Annotated in this window: 10 protein-coding genes and 1 pseudogene; 6 read left to right on the top strand and 5 right to left on the bottom strand. The window is 67.4% G+C overall.

The annotated features are described in order from the left end of the window. The first annotated feature begins 117 nt into the window (after window positions 1-117). Window positions 118-2,775, top strand: a complete 2,658-nt coding sequence (locus OIE49_RS00055) for a tetratricopeptide repeat protein (RefSeq protein WP_161240659.1) — start codon at window positions 118-120, stop codon at window positions 2,773-2,775. Window positions 2,776-3,264: 489 nt separating this feature from the next. Here the strand turns inward: OIE49_RS00055 and OIE49_RS00050 are convergent, their stop codons facing one another. After that, on the bottom strand, window positions 3,265-4,047 hold the full coding sequence (locus OIE49_RS00050; protein WP_326800489.1) for a hypothetical protein: 783 nt from the start codon (window positions 4,045-4,047) through the stop codon (window positions 3,265-3,267). Window positions 4,048-4,167: 120 nt separating this feature from the next. Between OIE49_RS00050 and OIE49_RS00045 the strand changes: the two genes are divergently transcribed. Together OIE49_RS00045 and OIE49_RS00040 are read left to right on the top strand one after the other, a co-directional pair. Next, window positions 4,168-5,199: a YaaC family protein gene (locus OIE49_RS00045; protein WP_161240660.1), complete on the top strand. Its 1,032-nt coding sequence runs from the start codon at window positions 4,168-4,170 to the stop codon at window positions 5,197-5,199. Window position 5,200: 1 nt separating this feature from the next. Continuing rightward, window positions 5,201-6,202, top strand: coding sequence for a DUF4238 domain-containing protein (locus tag OIE49_RS00040; protein WP_326800488.1), 1,002 nt, complete (start codon window positions 5,201-5,203; stop codon window positions 6,200-6,202). A 54-nt stretch (window positions 6,203-6,256) separates the two neighbouring features. Here OIE49_RS00040 and OIE49_RS00035 read toward each other — a convergent pair whose 3' ends face one another. Beyond that, window positions 6,257-6,685 (bottom strand): hypothetical protein, encoded by a 429-nt coding sequence (locus OIE49_RS00035; RefSeq protein WP_326800487.1) that lies wholly within the window; start codon window positions 6,683-6,685, stop codon window positions 6,257-6,259. A 523-nt stretch (window positions 6,686-7,208) separates the two neighbouring features. Here OIE49_RS00035 and OIE49_RS00030 point away from each other — a divergent pair. Genes OIE49_RS00030 through OIE49_RS00020 form a run of 3 tightly spaced genes read left to right on the top strand, consistent with a single transcriptional unit; the run spans window position 7,209 to window position 10,857 of the window. After that, the gene (locus OIE49_RS00030; RefSeq protein ID WP_161240663.1) at window positions 7,209-8,423 is read left to right on the top strand and encodes an ABC-three component system protein; all 1,215 of its coding nucleotides are present in this window, start codon (window positions 7,209-7,211) and stop codon (window positions 8,421-8,423) included. Further along, window positions 8,423-8,908 carry a three component ABC system middle component gene (locus OIE49_RS00025; protein ID WP_161240664.1) on the top strand — a complete coding sequence of 162 codons (486 nt, stop codon included), beginning with the start codon at window positions 8,423-8,425 and terminating at the stop codon, window positions 8,906-8,908. Before OIE49_RS00030 ends, OIE49_RS00025 begins: the two co-directional genes overlap by 1 nt. Continuing rightward, window positions 8,905-10,857, top strand: coding sequence for a DUF3732 domain-containing protein (locus tag OIE49_RS00020; protein ID WP_161240665.1), 1,953 nt, complete (start codon window positions 8,905-8,907; stop codon window positions 10,855-10,857). Before OIE49_RS00025 ends, OIE49_RS00020 begins: the two co-directional genes overlap by 4 nt. Before the next feature lie 61 nt (window positions 10,858-10,918). On the opposite strand, the gene OIE49_RS00015 is transcribed toward OIE49_RS00020, so the two are convergent. The 3 genes and pseudogenes from OIE49_RS00015 to OIE49_RS00005 all read right to left on the bottom strand — a co-directional run bounded on the left by OIE49_RS00015 (window position 10,919) and on the right by OIE49_RS00005 (window position 15,404). Beyond that, the gene (locus tag OIE49_RS00015; protein WP_326806435.1) at window positions 10,919-11,152 is read right to left on the bottom strand and encodes a hypothetical protein; all 234 of its coding nucleotides are present in this window, start codon (window positions 11,150-11,152) and stop codon (window positions 10,919-10,921) included. 318 nt (window positions 11,153-11,470) lie between these two features. Continuing rightward, window positions 11,471-11,842: pseudogene (locus OIE49_RS00010) on the bottom strand (ATP-dependent DNA ligase); the annotation flags it as partial. Window positions 11,843-12,893: 1,051 nt separating this feature from the next. Next, entirely contained in the window at window positions 12,894-15,404 is a 2,511-nt protein-coding gene (locus OIE49_RS00005; RefSeq protein ID WP_161240666.1) for a DEAD/DEAH box helicase, read from the bottom strand. Window positions 15,405-16,002: the final 598 nt, after the last annotated feature.

Genomic DNA, 16,002 nt, shown 5'->3' with positions numbered 1-16,002 from the left:
TGTCCTGCCCCTGTCTGCCGAGTAGCCGGACAGATCTGTCCCTGGGCTTCTGGTGACGGGCCTGGCCTCCAGGTGTCCGGTAATGTCCGTCCGGACACCGGCGAGCAGGGGGCGGCCATGGGCATGACGCCTGACTTCTTCGAGGACCTGCGGCGTGTGGGCGCGCTCAAGCGGGACCGTCTGGGCGGAAAACCATCGGACAATGCCCTGTCCAAGGCTCCGCGACCGCCGGTGTCCCGGGACACGGTCGGGGCGTGGCTGCGCGGGCGATTCCCTCAACGGCTGGAACCGCTGCTGGCCGTCTTGGAGGATATCCGGGCCGAGGCCGCCCGCCTGGGCATCCTGCAGACCATGGCCCCTGGTGTCCCGGGCGAGACCGTTGCCGATCTGCTGGCCGAGACCCGCTGGCGAAGTACGTGGGCCGACGAACAGCAGCGCCGGACGCAGGTGAATCTGGAGGCCGTCGAACGGCAGAAGGCCTACAAGGCCCTGGAAGACGACGAGCGGCGTGCCCGCCAGGCAGCGCTGCCGGACCTCCCTCGCCCCGTACGGTCCTGGACACCCCAGCGGCTCGGAGTGCACCCGGCCGTTCCCGGGTATCCCTCCGGGCCTCACGGCTCTGGGTTCGTCCTGCCCACCTACGTGCCCCGCCCGCACGACATCGAGCTGCGCGAGCGCCTGGCCGCCGCCATAGCCGACGGGGCTCCACCGCTGCTAGTGGTGGTGCGGGGGGAGTCATGCACCGGTAAAACCCGCACCGCCTTCGAAGCCCTGAACGCGACGGTGCCGGACGACTTCGAGCTACTCTCCCCTACGAACACCGACAACCTCCTGGCCGTGCTCGCCGCGAACGCCCTTGCTCCACGGACCGTGTTGTGGCTGAACGAGGCACAGGACTATTTGGCTGACCCCGCAGGCGAAGCTGCCGCAGCCGCGCTGCTTCGCCGTCTCGATGCCGACGGCCCCCTCATAGTGATCGCCACCCTGTGGCCCGACCACGACGAGACACTCACTGCCGCCCCCGGCAACGACGACCCGCACCGGCACGCTCGGACCTTGCTGGCCCAGGCCCACTACACCTTCCTTCCCCGCTCCTTCGCCGACGACCTGGACGCCGTCCGCAGCACGGCTGGCCACGACCAGTCCCTAGCCACTGCCCTTGATGTCGGCGGCGTCAACCTCACTCAGGCCCTGGCCGCCGGACCGGACCTGGTCACCCACTACGAGCACCCGGCCGGCGCGTACGGCATCTACGGCAGGGCTCTGATCAGCGCGGCCATGGACGCCTACCGGCTGCGGGTCAGCAGGCCTCTGCCGCTAGCGTTTCTGGAAGCCGCAGCACCCGGCTACCTCACCGACACCGAACGCACCAATGCCAGCCCCGACTGGTTCATCGGTGCCCTGGCCCACGCCCGCACCCTGATCAAACAGACCACCAGGCCACTGCAGGATCTCCCCCACCCAACCGGAATGGGCGCGCTGCCCAATGTGGTCCGCCTCGCCGATTACCTCCAACAGCACGGCCGCCGCACCCGTCGGCTGCTGTTCCCGCCCGTCTCGTTCTGGAACGCCGCAGCCGAACATCTCACCAGCAAAACCGACCTCACCCAGCTCGGGTTTGCTGCTCAGATCCGGGGCCGCTACCGCCACGCCGCAGAACTCTTCTGCGCAGCCGCCGATATCGGTAACCCCAATGACCTACTGCCTTTGGCGATGTTGCGAGAGGTAACCCTGGATTCCGACGGAGCCGAGCGGCTGTACCGTCTCGCCGCCGATGCCGGGAACCTTGCCGCCCTGCGGACCTTGGGGGACAAACGGGAGGCTGCTGGCGACCGAGAGGAGGCCGAACGGCTGTACCGTCTCGCCGCCGATGCCGGGGATTCCGCCGCTTTGCGGACCTTGGGAAAGAGGCGAGAGGCTGCTGGCGACCGAGAGGAGGCCGAACGGCTGTACCGTCTCGCCGCCGATGCCGGGGATTCCGCCGCTTTGCTCTCCCTGGCGAACTTGCGAGAGCCAGCTGGGGATCGACAGACCCTCGAACAGCTGCTTCGCGCCTCCGCCGATACCGGAGACAGCGAAGCCCTCACGGCCCTGGCGATGATGCGCGAGAGGGCCGGGGACTGTGACGAAGCCCAACAACTCGCCCTTCAAGCTGCCGATGCCGGAAACCCCGGCGCTCTACTGGCCCTGGCAACCATGCGGGAGAAAGCCGGGGGGCGAGACAGGGCCGAACGGCTGTTTCGTGCTGCTGCCAACGCTGGCCACGCTGTCCTTGTCGTGCAGATGGCACGGGTTCTGGAGAACCTTAAGGACTCGCGAGCCGAAGGCCTCTATCGAGCCGCCGCCGACAGCGCGAATCCCGCGGCCCTGCTGGGCTTGGCAAGACTGCGAGATGCGGCCGGAGATCGAGAGGAGGCCGAACGGCTGTACCACGCTGTCGGCAGTCACCTTGGGGCGGATCCGGCGCGGTCGCGAGAAGGGGGCAGAGATCGTGACAGGGCCGAGCCGTTGCCCCCCGCCGAGACCGATGCCGAGGATCTTGCAACCCTGCATGCACTGGCCGAGCTGCGATTGGTGAACAGGGACCGACAGGAAGCAGAACGACTCACTGTGCAAGTCATCAACGGCGCAGGCCTCTCGACCCTGGAAGACTTGGCGCGTATACGGGAGGAATCAGCGCCGGAGTATAAGCGCTATGGCCTTGACGCAGACGGCACGCTGGCCAAGCCGTGGGCGTGGCCAGAACCGCGCACCGCCGACAACGACCCAGCCTAGGGTGCGCATCCCGACCATTGATCGCGTCGAAGTCGATCTCCGGGTCGGTTTGCGACTGTCATCTGGGCGGCATCGGCGGCGCAGTGGTCGGCCCGGGCACAGCGGCTAAGTGCGACCTTCTTCGTATTCCGATAGAGGGCGGAGCAGGCATGAGCCACGGTGTCATCCGATGAGGCAACTTCAAGTGTCTGGAGAACCATCGACCTTGAGTTCGTACGCCCACGACGGACCCGTCGGCAACTGCGTCACGGGCCGCGCTAGGACAACGTCCACGGGCCACTCCACACCGTCAGCCTGCACCTTCGTGACACCGACTGCCTGCTGACGTACTTCCGCACGGCCAGCAGGCGGCCCGGGCGGCGCGACCGTTGCGGTACAGCCGCGCCGCCGCACGGCGCGAGCCTGGCCGCGCTACGCGACCGGGCCCTGAAGTGGTCTGTGGTGTTCTCGACTTCCTGCTGAGCGTGTCGCCGAACCGCCCGGCTGTCATCACCCACACGAGTGGCGCGCGCTCACACCGCGGCGGCCTCCTTCTCCTGCCGCCTGGCCTTCACAGGGCGAGCGGGGAGCGCCGGCCCTTTCCGACGTTGTGCAGCTGCTCCCGGTCGACCTCAGGGTGCGTGTCGACGGACGCCGTGGTGAACATCGGGGACCATTCATCACCGATCCGGCCCGCGACGTGCCGAAACGTACCTGACGCCGTTCCGTCGGCCGTACCCACATCAGGTCGCGCATGTAGTCGAAGTCGACCCTCCTCACGCCCAGCCTGGCGGCGGCCTGGTCCGGCCCGAGCGGCGCTTCGGCGGCGAGTCGCTGCGCGAGGCCCTTGATGCCGCAGACTGCCGCCACCTGGTCGGGGTTGATCAGTACGGCCTCTGGGTTCGCCGTCAGGCCGGTCAGCAGCCCGCAGGTGATGAGCCGGCGCACTGCGAAGGCGCTCACGACTGGCGGTTCGTCGGGCATGTTCGGCGTGTCCAGGGCTCGGGCGATCCGGTCCGCGGTCGCTGCGGCGGAGATCGGCTCGTGGGGGAGCGAGGCCTGGATCGCGGCGGCGTCGATCGCTTCCACAGTGGCCCGCGACCACTGGTAGGAGGAGGCGTCCGGGGCCGGGACGAGGCCGGTGTGCCGCGCCCACCGGAAGGAGGCGATCGGCACCCGGAGACGTCCGGCGGCCTGGCTTTCGTCGTACTCCGGTGCGTCGTGCGATGGGGGATCTTCCTCTCGCTCGGTCCGCCCGGAGCGGGCGAACCCGACCGTGGCAGAATGTCTCAAATTCTTTCAAGAACCTTAAAAACAGGGCAAGTTAGGACCATGCGCTTAGATCCGCGCCCGTGTACGCGAGGGAGAAATTCACCCAGCGGCGTCAACTCGACAACGGGTAGCGTCCCGGCCATGAGCGATCTCGACGCGGATGAGGCGTGGGAGCGGCTGCGGGCCAGCCGTTCCAATCCACCGGCCAAAGCCAGCAGCGCCTCCCGCCGCAAGACGTACACGGCGGCTCTGGAACAGGCTCAGCAGCTGTTCCACGCCGCCGCCGTTGTGGGCCCGGCCACGAGCCCGATCCTGGCCTTCTACGGCCTCAGCCAGGCCGGCCGCGCCATTACGGCCGCCGCCTGGTCCCTCAAGGGCGAGGACTGGCGCCTCGACACCCACGGGATCAAGACCACGGGGTTCCACTCGCCCTTCCCCGACATCGAGATCCGCACCGACCCGCCCGGCACCCAGGGCAGCTTCGTGAAGGTCAGCGAGGTCCTCGACTCACCCGTGTGGGAGAAGGACCCGCTGCGCCTGGAAGACATCTGGGATCTGCTGCCGACGAACCTCAGCTACCCGCTCACCACCAGGGACCGGCTCACCCCGCTCTACACAAGCGAGGGCAGCGTCGACGAAGGCGACCACTCCCTGCTCAGCGTCTTCGTGTGCAACATTCCCGACCGGATCGTCAAAGCCGGCACTCGTGAGGCGCTGGCCGACTTTCTGACGGTGTACCCGGCTGTCGCCCAGCACGAGAGCTACTCGAATGTGGGAGCGGCGGCGCTTCCGAACTACGTCCGTTACGACCACGGCGGGGGCCAGCTGTCGATGAACTGGCTGATGCCCGAGGGCGTGGGAACGGGGTTCGACGGGATGGCGACTATGGCCGAACGGCAGGCCCATCTGCGGACCCTGACCCGCGGCTACGCCGGGAGCCGGTACTTCCTGCCCATCCTGGGCTCGATGAAGCGGGAACTGCACCCGCTGATGGCCTGGTGGGCCGTGCTGTACACGCTGTCCATGCTCGCCCGCTACGAACCCGCGGTCTGGAACACGCTCATCAACGTAGACACCAGCAAGTACGCAGTCCCGATCGAACGGCTCCTGGAACGCGGCATCAACCACTTGCCCGTTTTGATCGCGGACACCATCACCGAGGTGAGCACCTGACGTGTCTGTGCCGAAACTCCATCACTACGTGCCGCAGAGCTATCTGGCACGATTCGGGCGAGGCGACATGGTCAGAGTGAGACGCCGGTGCCCGCCGAAGACGTACCTCGCCAACGTCAAGAACGTTGCTGCCGAGACCGGCTTCTACACGATCACGGACGAGAACGGCCTGCCCTCCACGGCCATCGAGCACGAGCTCAGTGGCCTGGAAGGGCAGGGGCTTGCCGCCCTGCGGCGAATAGACGAGACGGGAATGCCGCCGGCCGTCGGCAGCGACGACCGTGAGCTGCTCTGCCTCTACCTGGCTGTGCAGTTTGCCAGGACACCACGCAAGCGCACTGGTCCGCTCTTCGGGCGTAATGTCACCGCCTACGCAAACGGCCGGGAAGTCGACATGGCTCTCATGACCGAGTACCTCACGCGCAAGCATCTCGGTCACCCGCCACGGGAAGCCGAAGTCCAGGGCGCCTTCGACTACTACCACGGCACACGGGCGATGAACGGCGGCAACGACCCAACCCACGACGAAGCGGTCGCCGTGACCTTCAGCTCGGTCCGGGTGTGCATCCCGCAGTACCGTGCCCGGCACTGGCGCCTCGAGACCTGCCGCAAGCCGATCTTCCTCACCTCCGACGCACCCCTCGTGCTCTGGCGCCCGGAAACTCCGGAGGACGCCTACCGAGGGTTCGGCCTGGAGGGGGCTCACGAGATCAGATTCCCGGTCAGCCCCACAGCTCAGCTCGTCCTCGTCCCCGGCCACGGCACATCCGCGAAAGAGGTCAGCCTCAGCCGAGTGAACAGCTGCAACCAGGACCTCGCGGACACCTGCGAACAGGTCGTCATCGGGCACCCGGACCGGCACGCCGCGCTCGACAGGGTCCAGCTGAGCGAGCGCGGGCCCACGCTGCGCTTCAACACGGCCCCCGGCTTCCAGGAGAACCCGGACGGCACGGTAGAGCCCATGGGGAAGGACATCCTTCATCTCTGGACCACTCGCCGCTGACAAGGGGGCGCGGCCGCCTCGCCGGGCAGGGTCAGGCCCTGCCCGGCGAGGCGGCTAGTGGTCCCAGGGCCGCGGCAGCATGTGCCACAGGGTTCTAGGCCAGTCGGGCGGGTTGATCAGGAACTTGTCCACCAGGCGGGCTGTGAAGGACCGAGCGGCGCCCTGGGCGGCCCCCTGGATTATCGCGGCGGTCAGGCCAGCACCGGCAGCGGGCTGCTGCCGAGCCGGTGACGGGTCGGGTGGCTGGACGGGCGCGGGCACGTTGTCCCGGGTCATGATGCTGCTCCCTTGAGCAGAGAGATCGAGGACAGCGGACACCTGCGTGGTGTCGTCCGCGGGGGTGTGCGCCGCGCGGTCGGCGGTCCTGCTGCGGCTCTCTGCCTGAGAGCGTCCCTGTGGAGTCTCGGCCCGGCCCAGGGTGGGCGTGTTCAGCGTAGCCGCGATCGGCGCGGGTATTCCCTCGGTCGTTTGGTGGGTGGTCATTGCTCTGGCCTCCGGGGTGAGTTCGGCATGGCGGACGGGACGGTGACAGGTCTCAGGTGCGTGCGTCTCGTCCTTGCGGCATCGGCTTCTTCACCCTGTAAGGCCGGAAGCCGGCCCCCGGACAGCAGCGACCGGCGAGGAAATTCGAGGGCATGACGAAGGCCCGGACGCCTGGTCCGGGCCTTCGCTCTCTCTGTACCTGTTATGGGGCGCTGGGAGTCACATGTGACGTGCGCCTTCTACGTCCAGCGCATACTGATCGCGGACTGCTGCTCCACCCGCTCCGGAGCCAACGTCGCGGCCCCGGACGCTGGTGGCCGATCCAGGCGCCCAGCTTCAGCTCCCGCTCCTCCTCGCAGCTGCCGCCCTTCCTATCGCCGGCGACGATCTGCTGGCTCTTGCCCGTTGCGGACCAATCAGGTTGGTGGCCTGGGAAGCGTCACGATTGCGGTACCGCCTATGTGCCCAGCGTCACATGCGTGCGAAGATCGCTGGCAGCTCGACAGGATGGGTGGAGGGGGCTATGGCGGCCAAGGACGATCAGTTCGAAGCATCTGCTTCAGCGCTCGGCTACCTCTACCAGTTCGCCAAGGCGCTGCAGTTCTGCATCGAGCAGTGGGTGGGCGGACTGGAGTGGAGTGTTGCTGTTGAGGCCGCCGACGACATCGAGAAGCATGCCGGGTCGGTGAGAGAGCTACTTCAGCTCAAGCAACGAGCAGACGGCACGCGGCTGACTGACTCGGCCCCCGATCTGTGGAAGACGCTTCGGATCTGGTGCGAGGCAGCTACGGCCGGGCGGATCGACCTCGCCGAAACGAACCTCTTCCTGATGACGACGGCCGAGCTCCCGCCAGACAGTGCCGGCTATCACCTGCAGCCCAAAGCCAGCGGACATCGTGACGAAGGCAAGGCCCTCACCTTGCTGCGGGCGGCCCGTGAAGCATCCTCGAGCGACAAGCTGCAGAAGGCATTTGCGGCTTTCGACGGGCTGGAAGCCGATGGGGCTGTAGGACACAGCGCCCTGCTTGCCCGGATCGACGTCATCGGTGACGCTCCGCGGATCGACGAGGTCCGCGAGACGATGCTCGGCCATGCGGCCCTCGTGGTGGGGCACGACCTCGCTAAGTCCTTCCTCACCCGCCTCGAGGGATGGTTCTACGACCGGGTGATCGAGCAGATGCGCACACCTGGCGGCGCGCCCATCACCGGCGAGGAGTTCGACCAGATCTTCAGCGATCTACGCCACCAGTTCGGTCCCAACAATCTGCCTATCGACCCCGATATCGCCGACCTGAACCCTGAGCCTGCCGAGTCCGCCGACAAGATGTTCGTCCGCCAACTTGACCTGATTGGCGTCGGATCCGAACGCATCCGTCTCGCCGTGCGGGACTACGTGCGGGCATTCAACCAACGATCGCGCTGGTCGGAGGAGAAGCTGCTCCGCGTAGGAGAGCTCGGCAGATACGAGCGCAGGCTGGTTGAGGAGTGGCAGGCGCGCTTCGCGGACATGCGGGAGGACCTCGGAGACGACGCAACCGAGGAGGAGATGAAGCGGGAGGCCAAACTGATCTATCGCTGGGTTGACCGGGAGGCCCGCGCCCAGATCCGCACCGGCCTCGAAGAAGTGTTCATCCCCAAGGGCTCATACCACATGCTCGCCGACGAACTACGGGTCGGCTGGCATCCGGACTTCACCGCCCGGCTGATGGCCCTCCTTGAGCCGACCGGAGCACGCTGATGGCGGCAGTCGAACTGAGCCGCGAGGAGCGGGCCCTGTACAACCCGGCGTTCACAGCGGTGCTGTGTACCCGGGCAGTCCAGGGCTATGACAAGGAGTACGCGGCTCCGTGCCCGTTGCAGGTGGCCGTGACAGCTGCCGTTATGGCCCTGCAACCATCCATCCGGGCGGTCCTGCCGGCCACCACGGGAACCGGTCTGATGGGGTGGCTGGACGAGAACGACGCCGTGCGAGTCGCCATGACACGCCACGCGGCCTCGTTGGCTGCGGTCGTGCGCCCCGGCCTGCTGTTCGCGTTGCAGAGTCACATCCTGCACTGGGACAGCGAGGGACTGACTCTCGTTCCCCGCGCACTCACCAAAACGATCAAGGGCGACACGGAACAGAGCGTCGCCATCCAGAAGGCTGCCGTCCAGCTCGGGCGCTGGCTGCCCAGCACCGGAAGCTTCAGTACCGTCCTGACCCTCCTTGGAGTCAAGCCGTGACCTTTCAGATCCAGGCGGTCACCATCTACGGCAAGAAGCCCGGCCAGATGCGCACCGTGCCCTTTGATCCCGGCACCCTCAACATCGTCACCGGCGACTCCCGACGCGGCAAAAGCGCACTGCTGACCATCATCGATTACTGCCTCGCCAGCAACGGCTACCCTGTCAAGGCTGGCAAGGTCCGCGACTACGTCAGCGTCTACGCCCTCACTTTGGTCAAGCCCGGCCAGCAACTCTTCGTCGCCCGCCGCGCACCCGAAGGCAAAGCCGCCGTCAGCACCGTCCTGTGCATCCTCTCGCAAGCCCCCGGCACCCCGCCTCCACCGCTGCAAGAGCTCAAGTTCGCCACCCCGCTGGACGCGGCAAAGGACATGCTCAGCGACTTCTGCGGCATCGACCGCACAGTCCGCGTACCAGCCGTTGGCCGAGCCCAGACCATCGCCCCGTCCATCCGCCACGCCCTGTTCTTCTGCCTCCAAGCGCAGAACGAGGTCGCTAACCCAGACCTGCTCTTCCACTCCCAAGGCGAGGAGTGGCGACCCAACACCATCCGCGGTGTCATCCCGTACTTCCTGGGCGCCGTAGACCCAGAGCAGGCACTGCGTCGCAACCGGCTTCGCCTCCTGCGCCGCGACCTCGCTGACCTCGAAACCGCGCTCGCCCCCTCACGGAACCTCGACCCCGCCGCCGGCCAGGCCCGCGCCCTGCTCATTGAGGCCGTCGAAGCGCACCTGGTAGCACCCCTGACCAATCCAGAGCCATCAGCCGACGAAGTGCTGAGCCTTCTACGCCAGGCCATGAACCACACCGGCCCCCCGCCTGAGCAGGACAGCGACGAGGATCCCCTCAGCGCACTCACCACGCGACGCAACGAGCTACGCGGCCTCCACGGACAGACCCGTGTAAAGATCGCCGATCTCAAGCGAGCACTTGCCGAGAACACGGACTTCACCACCCAAGCCACCGAGCAGCGTGCCCGTTTGGTCTCCCTCGGCCTGCTCCGCCGAGACCCCGAGACCTCCAACGCCTCGCACTGCCCCGTGTGTGATAGCAGCCTTCCCTCCGCCAACGACACGGTCACCGCCCTCACCCGCGACCTCGCACATCTGGACGGCGATCTCCAGGTAATCGGTAGCGACACCCCAGCGATTCAACGCCTGATCAGCCAGGAGGAAGAGCGCCTGCAGGAACTGCGCTCTGCACTCGCCCGGAATCAAGAAGAGATCAACGAAGTCACCGCGGGGATGCGGGCCCTACAACAGGAACCCGACGACGCTCGCCGCGCCGCCATGGTCCAGGGACGCATCAGTCTCTACCTGGACACCGCCGCTCGCCGCGCAGTAACCCCTCAAGTGGAAGACCGGCGAGAAGAACTCCGTCAGCAGATCGCCGACCTGGAAGAACTGCTCAGCGACGACACACAAGGCGAGCGCCTCGCCAGCTACCTCTCACTGATCAGCCAGAAGATCACCAGTAAGGCCGCAGGGCTCAGCCTCGAGCATTCGGAGAACCCCATCCGGCTCGACGTCAACCGCCTCACCGTCATCGCCGACAAGGCCGATGGCCCGTTGCCCCTACCCGAGATGGGCAGCGGAGAGAACCACCTCGGCTACCACGTAGCAGCCATGCTCAGCCTTCACGAGTGGTTCACTGAGCACCGCGCACCCGTGCCTCGTGTCCTGGTGCTCGACCAACCGTCGCAGGTCTTCTTCCCGCCCGACCACACAGGCGAAGCCATTCTGGGAGCCAACGACCGCCACAAGCTGCTGAAGATCTTCCAGACAATCCATCAGACGCTGCGCCTGCTGGAAGGCCAGTTCCAGGTCATCGTCATGGAACACGCCGACCTGGACCACCCGGACTTCAGCCCATACGTAACCCAGCGATGGCGCTACGACACCGATCAAGCACTCGTACCTGCCGACTGGATTGAGGAAGAGGCTGACTGAACGCCTGGTCTGCAACCTGATCGTGTCGCGTCGATTGCGGCGTAGGGGCGGTCAGCGTGGCTCACTCGTCGAACAGCGGTACCTGCGCCACGTCGACGTCCGCGCGGATGCGGTGAGGGCCGGCCGGGTGCCGCCACCGGCGGGCACTGTCGCGGGCGACGTCGACGCCGACTTCCGTCACGACATCCGGCTGCACCAGGACGGCATAGAGGGTGTGCTGCGTTCCCCACCCTGCTGAGAACGTCCAGCCCGTCCACGGGTGCGCGCCGTGCGGCGAGGCCAGATGGTCGGCCACAGCGCGGCCGGCGGCCCGGGACAGAGTGGTGCGGCGGGCCGACGTACTGCAGGCGACCCGCCGGGTCGTAGCGTCCCAGCAGCAGCGTGCAGGGCGCGGCAAGCGACCCGGTGACCGCGCCGATAACGGCCTTCGTGGTGACCCGCACCTTGTACTTCCGCCACGACCGCACGCACCCGCGATAGGACTCCCCCAGCCGCTTGAAGCACAGCCCCTCCACCGCGGCCGCCGTCCAATCCAGCCACTCCCGAGCCAGGGCCGGGTCGGTCGTCGACGGGCACAGCGTGAACGGCGCCGACAGCCGCGCTCCGCGAACAACGCCTCCAACGCCGCACGGCGCCGCGCGTACGGCCAGCCGGTCAGGTCGTCACCTCGGTGGACCAGGTCGAAGGCCACGAAGTGCGCCGGCCACTCCCGTGCCGCCTGAGCGGCAGCTGCCCCGCGCCGGGGAGGTCGCTGCTGCAGCCGCTCGAATGCCAGCCGATCCCGCTCCCACACCATCAGCTCGTCCAGGATCACGCCCGGCGGCAGGCGCATCGCGGCCACGGCCAGGTCCGTCCATAGCACGATGACGTCGCGGCTGGCCCGCGACTGCAGCCGGACGCCGTCCTCGGTCCGCCACAGCACGGTCCGGTGGCCGTCGACCTTGATCTTGTAGGCCCACGACGGGCCCGTCGGCAGCTGCGTCACGGGCTGCGCGAGGGCGACGTCCACCGGCCACTCCACCCCATCAGCCTGCCCCCGGTGGACACCGGTCGCCTGCTGGCCACAGGTAGCGGTGCTCGAGCGTACTTACGCCTGTACTTGCGTCAGTCCTTCCTCTGGGGCTGCAAAACGGGCCCTGAGGTGGCGTGTTCCCCAAGGCCCAGGGCCGCACAGCGCTTCGAGAATCACCATGAAATGCGGCAAAGTGGGCATGCGGGCATTTCAAATTCAGGAACTTTCGAGCGCTGGACGCCCGTGAAAGCCTCTGAAAGCCTCCAGGAGCGATTTGGGTGCTCAGAAATGAAATCACGCGCCGGGAACCGAAGAGCTTTCTGGTCGGCAAGTTTGTCGGGTACGATGGTGCCCGCACGCCGGACGCATCTATGGATTCGTTAGGGTGGGGTTCGGCGGGTAGATAAAACAAGAACCGCCCCCTGGCTGGGAGGCGGCTCCTGTAGGTGATGGCCGGGCTGGGCCTATCGCTTCGTGATCACGTCGAGCAGCCACTCAACCAGCGTGACCACGAAGGTCCAGAAGTCCCAGTTCGGTTCATCGTCGTCCCCCATGGTGTTTCTCCTGCTTCCGGTGCGCCGGAGGGCTCTCCTCCGGTCAATTGACCCGGAGGGGTGCGGCAGGTGGACACTTCGAGAAACGCCCGTGGTGGATTCTACGGTCTTTCAGGGCGTCTATCCGACCCGTCTATAAGGGCAAATCAGAACAACATCCTTCATTCCGGACAGAATTCAGGGATCACGCCTCCGTAGGTCCCTCGTTCGGGTGAACATCGGCCCTTTCTGGTGAGCTCTTCCGGGTATTCCGATAGACGGTGCGCGCAGCCCACGCCTCTGGACTCGCCCCTCACACAGCGAACCAGGACGACGGCGGCCTGGCGGATCCGGCCGCCGCGCCCCCACGCTCCGGTGAACCGCACCTGGTCCTCAGCCCAGTCGCTGCCACGGCCGTACCCGGCCCACCAGGTAGCCCACCACCAGAGCCACGGCGGCCGCCGTGATGACCGAGGCGTTCCCGCTCATCGTCAGGACCACCGCATCCCGATCGCGGACAGCTGCTCGCGCCGGTCCTCCGACAACGTCGCCGCACGCGAGCGCTGGTTGCTGACCCATGCCCCCAGACGGAACTGCAGTTCCCATCCCTCGTCCGAGAGCACGGTCTCCACGTGGCTGCGGGGGACGATCAGATGGCCCTCACGCTCGTAGAACTGCTTCGCGGCGGCCAGGTTGGCGGCCCACTTGTCGGCCTGCGTACGGCGCGGCTGGGGCTTCTCGTCCTCGGTGGCGGGCTCGATCCCGAGGACCTGCTCCAGCATCCACTGCTGCACTCCGGTGAGCTTGTCCCAGCCCAGCCGCTGGGCACGCACCCACCGCCCGAGGTCCTCGCCCTGGCGCAGGACGTCACCCGGCTCGGTCGGCAGTGCCTCGCCCTCGTCCAGGTGCAGCCGGGTGAGGTGGAACGCCCGCTGCCACTCCACCGGCCAGGTGGGGCACCACGAGGCGTCGATCTCCTCCAGCTGCTCGCGCCGGTCCTCCGACAGCGCACCGGCCACCGATCCCACCGGCAGGCCCTCGGCATGCCGCTGCTCGATCTCGGCTGCCTTACGGGCGGCGGCCCGGGCGTTCTTGAGCCAGATGCCCACCTTCGCGCCCTGGTAGGTGGCGTCCAGCGGAGCCAGGAGGTGCCCGTTCTCGGCAGCCCAGCCGCGGGCAGCGGCCAGGCCCTCCTCCCATGCGACGTCGAAGTGCGACCACACCATGCCCAGCTTCTCCAGCTGCTGGACGCGGTCCTCGTCCATGTCCCCTCGGGCGTAGAAGCGACGGGCATCTGCGATCCACTGCCCCAGCGGGAAGTTGCCCAGCGCGGCCGGCCACCCCGCCTCCACCGCCTCCGGTCCCTTCGGCACCCGGTACGTGAACGGCACCTTCAGGTCGCCGAACTCGCGCGTGTACAGCACGGCGGCCTCGACGCCGCGCCGCCAGTGCTCGTGCTCGGGGTTGAGGACCCGCAGGTTGATGAACGCGGCCAGCTGCGCCGGGTCACGCGGCGTGGAGAACTTCAGCAACGCCTTCGCCGACGCGGACGGCCCCCCGTCCCTGCCGCTCTTCTCCTTGCCCTGGGCGTCCTTCTGGACCGGCTTGTAGCGGCTCGGGGCCTGCGGTTGGGCCAGCTGTTCGACGATGCGAGTGTCGTGCGCCCTGAGCGCCTCCAGCAGCTTCGCCAGCCCGCCGAACGCCCGGCTGGTGAGCATGTTGTCCGCCGTCTCCCCGGGCGCCAGCAGCACCGGCACCACGAGGGATGCCATCTTGCCCTCGCCGGGCTGCATCCGCAGCGCACGGCCCACGGCCTGGACCAGGTCCGGCATCGAGCCGCGCACGTCGGCGAAGTACACGGAGTCGCAGTTGCGGGTATCGACGCCCTCGCCCAACACCTTCACCGAGCTGAGGAACGCCTTCTCCACCACCGTGCCGTCCGTGGCGATCAGGGAGGAGAACTCCCCGAGCACACGCCGGCGGTGCAGCGCCTTGTGATCCCCGCACAGCCAGTCCGCCCACACCGTCGCCGGGTACAGCTCCGGATCGGCGGCGTGCAGCTGCGCGGCGACATCCGGGACCCCGGCCGAGAACGCCTCGGCCTCCTTGACGACGTGATGGAACACGAGCGTGCGCTTGAAGGCCTCCTCGGCTGACGCCTTCACCAGGGCCGTCTGGAGCGCGGCGAGCCGGGCGCCGCGCATCTCGTCCGACCGGCCCTCGGCACCCAGCAGCAGCACGGCCTGAAACTGCGTATCGGTGATGTCCACACACACCACCTGGTACGGCGCACAGATCCCCCGGTCGATCGCCTCCGACAGCGTCAGCGTGAAACACCGGCTGCCGAACGGCCCGTCCTGGTCGTCCTCCATGCTCGCCACCAGCTCACCCGGGGCACCGCCCTGCTCCTGGTCCTCGTCCAGCTGCCACAGCCGGGGCGTGGCCGTCATGTACAGCCGCCGCAGCGACGGGATCCGCAGGTTGTCGTGAACGACCGCCCACGGCTTGCCGATCCGGCCCGAAGTCCTGTGCGCCTCATCGACCACGATCAGGTCCCACGCCGAAAGGCCGGCGGCATGCGCCCGCTCCAGCGTGCCCAGACCCAGGCTGGCGTAGGTGGCGTACACGGTGACCTTCTCCAGGCCCCTCGTCCACTCCACCAGCTCGTCCACGTCCGTGGTGTTGGGAAAGGACACCTCCTCACCCCGCAAGGAGGAGACACCGATCATCGGGCCCCTGCGGCCGCCCTCGCGCCATGCGGCCTCGGTCTGGGCGAGCAGATCCAGCGAGGGCACGAGGACCAGCACCCGGCCCGCGTGGAGCTCTTCCGCGCTCCGGACCGCCACCCGTGTCTTCCCGGACCCGGTCGCCATGATCACCTGTGTCCGCAGACCCCGCTCTGGCACCAGCGATCTTGCAGGGAGTTCAAGGGCGCGCAGTACCGCGTCAATGGCTTCTCGCTGGGCGGCCTCACGCTGATCCGCGCGGTTCGTGGTCGACATTCCTGTCTGCTTTCTCCTGGGTGATGCCCTGTCGGTTCGAGCGATGGGAAACGGGAAACCTGCACGTAGAGGCGCCAGAAGGGCTACGGTGGGAGTGGCTCGGGTGGTTGGCTACTCTGCCTCACCGAAGCACACGCAAGGGTCCTAAGCGGATCTCGATAAGCCTCCGAGCGTTCCAAGGGTGGTGCGCTCTGAGTCCAGAGTCTATCTCGTGCTTCAAAATGAAGCAGCAACAAGAGAGAAAATCCCTCGAACGTGGCACGATTACGATAGTCTGGCCCAGTCGGAGCCGGAAAGCAGCCTGACGGGAGGTCACGTGATCGTGGTCTCAAGTCCACTCCCAGTCCAGCGCTTCCAAGCCCCTCTGACTTCCCGTCACCCCTCCTGCTGCTGCTTTCCTGGCCGGTTCCCCAGTAGGCGGGGAGGGTTGGGGCTGGAGCGCAGCGGAGGCCCCGTTCCGGGCTCAGGTGGGGGCCGGCCGCATTGCGGCCGTGGCTCGTGGCGCGCAGCGGCGCGAGACTAACTCGCATGCGCAGCATGCGAGTTGACGTCAGGTCACGCAGTGACCTGACAGGCGCTCACGCGGAGCGGGAGCGCA

It is taken from the genome of Streptomyces sp. NBC_01788 (assembly GCF_035917575.1).
Taxonomy (GTDB): domain Bacteria; phylum Actinomycetota; class Actinomycetes; order Streptomycetales; family Streptomycetaceae; genus Streptomyces.
Note: the sequence above shows the minus strand (reverse complement) of the source record. Positions and strands in the feature narration are given on the sequence as shown.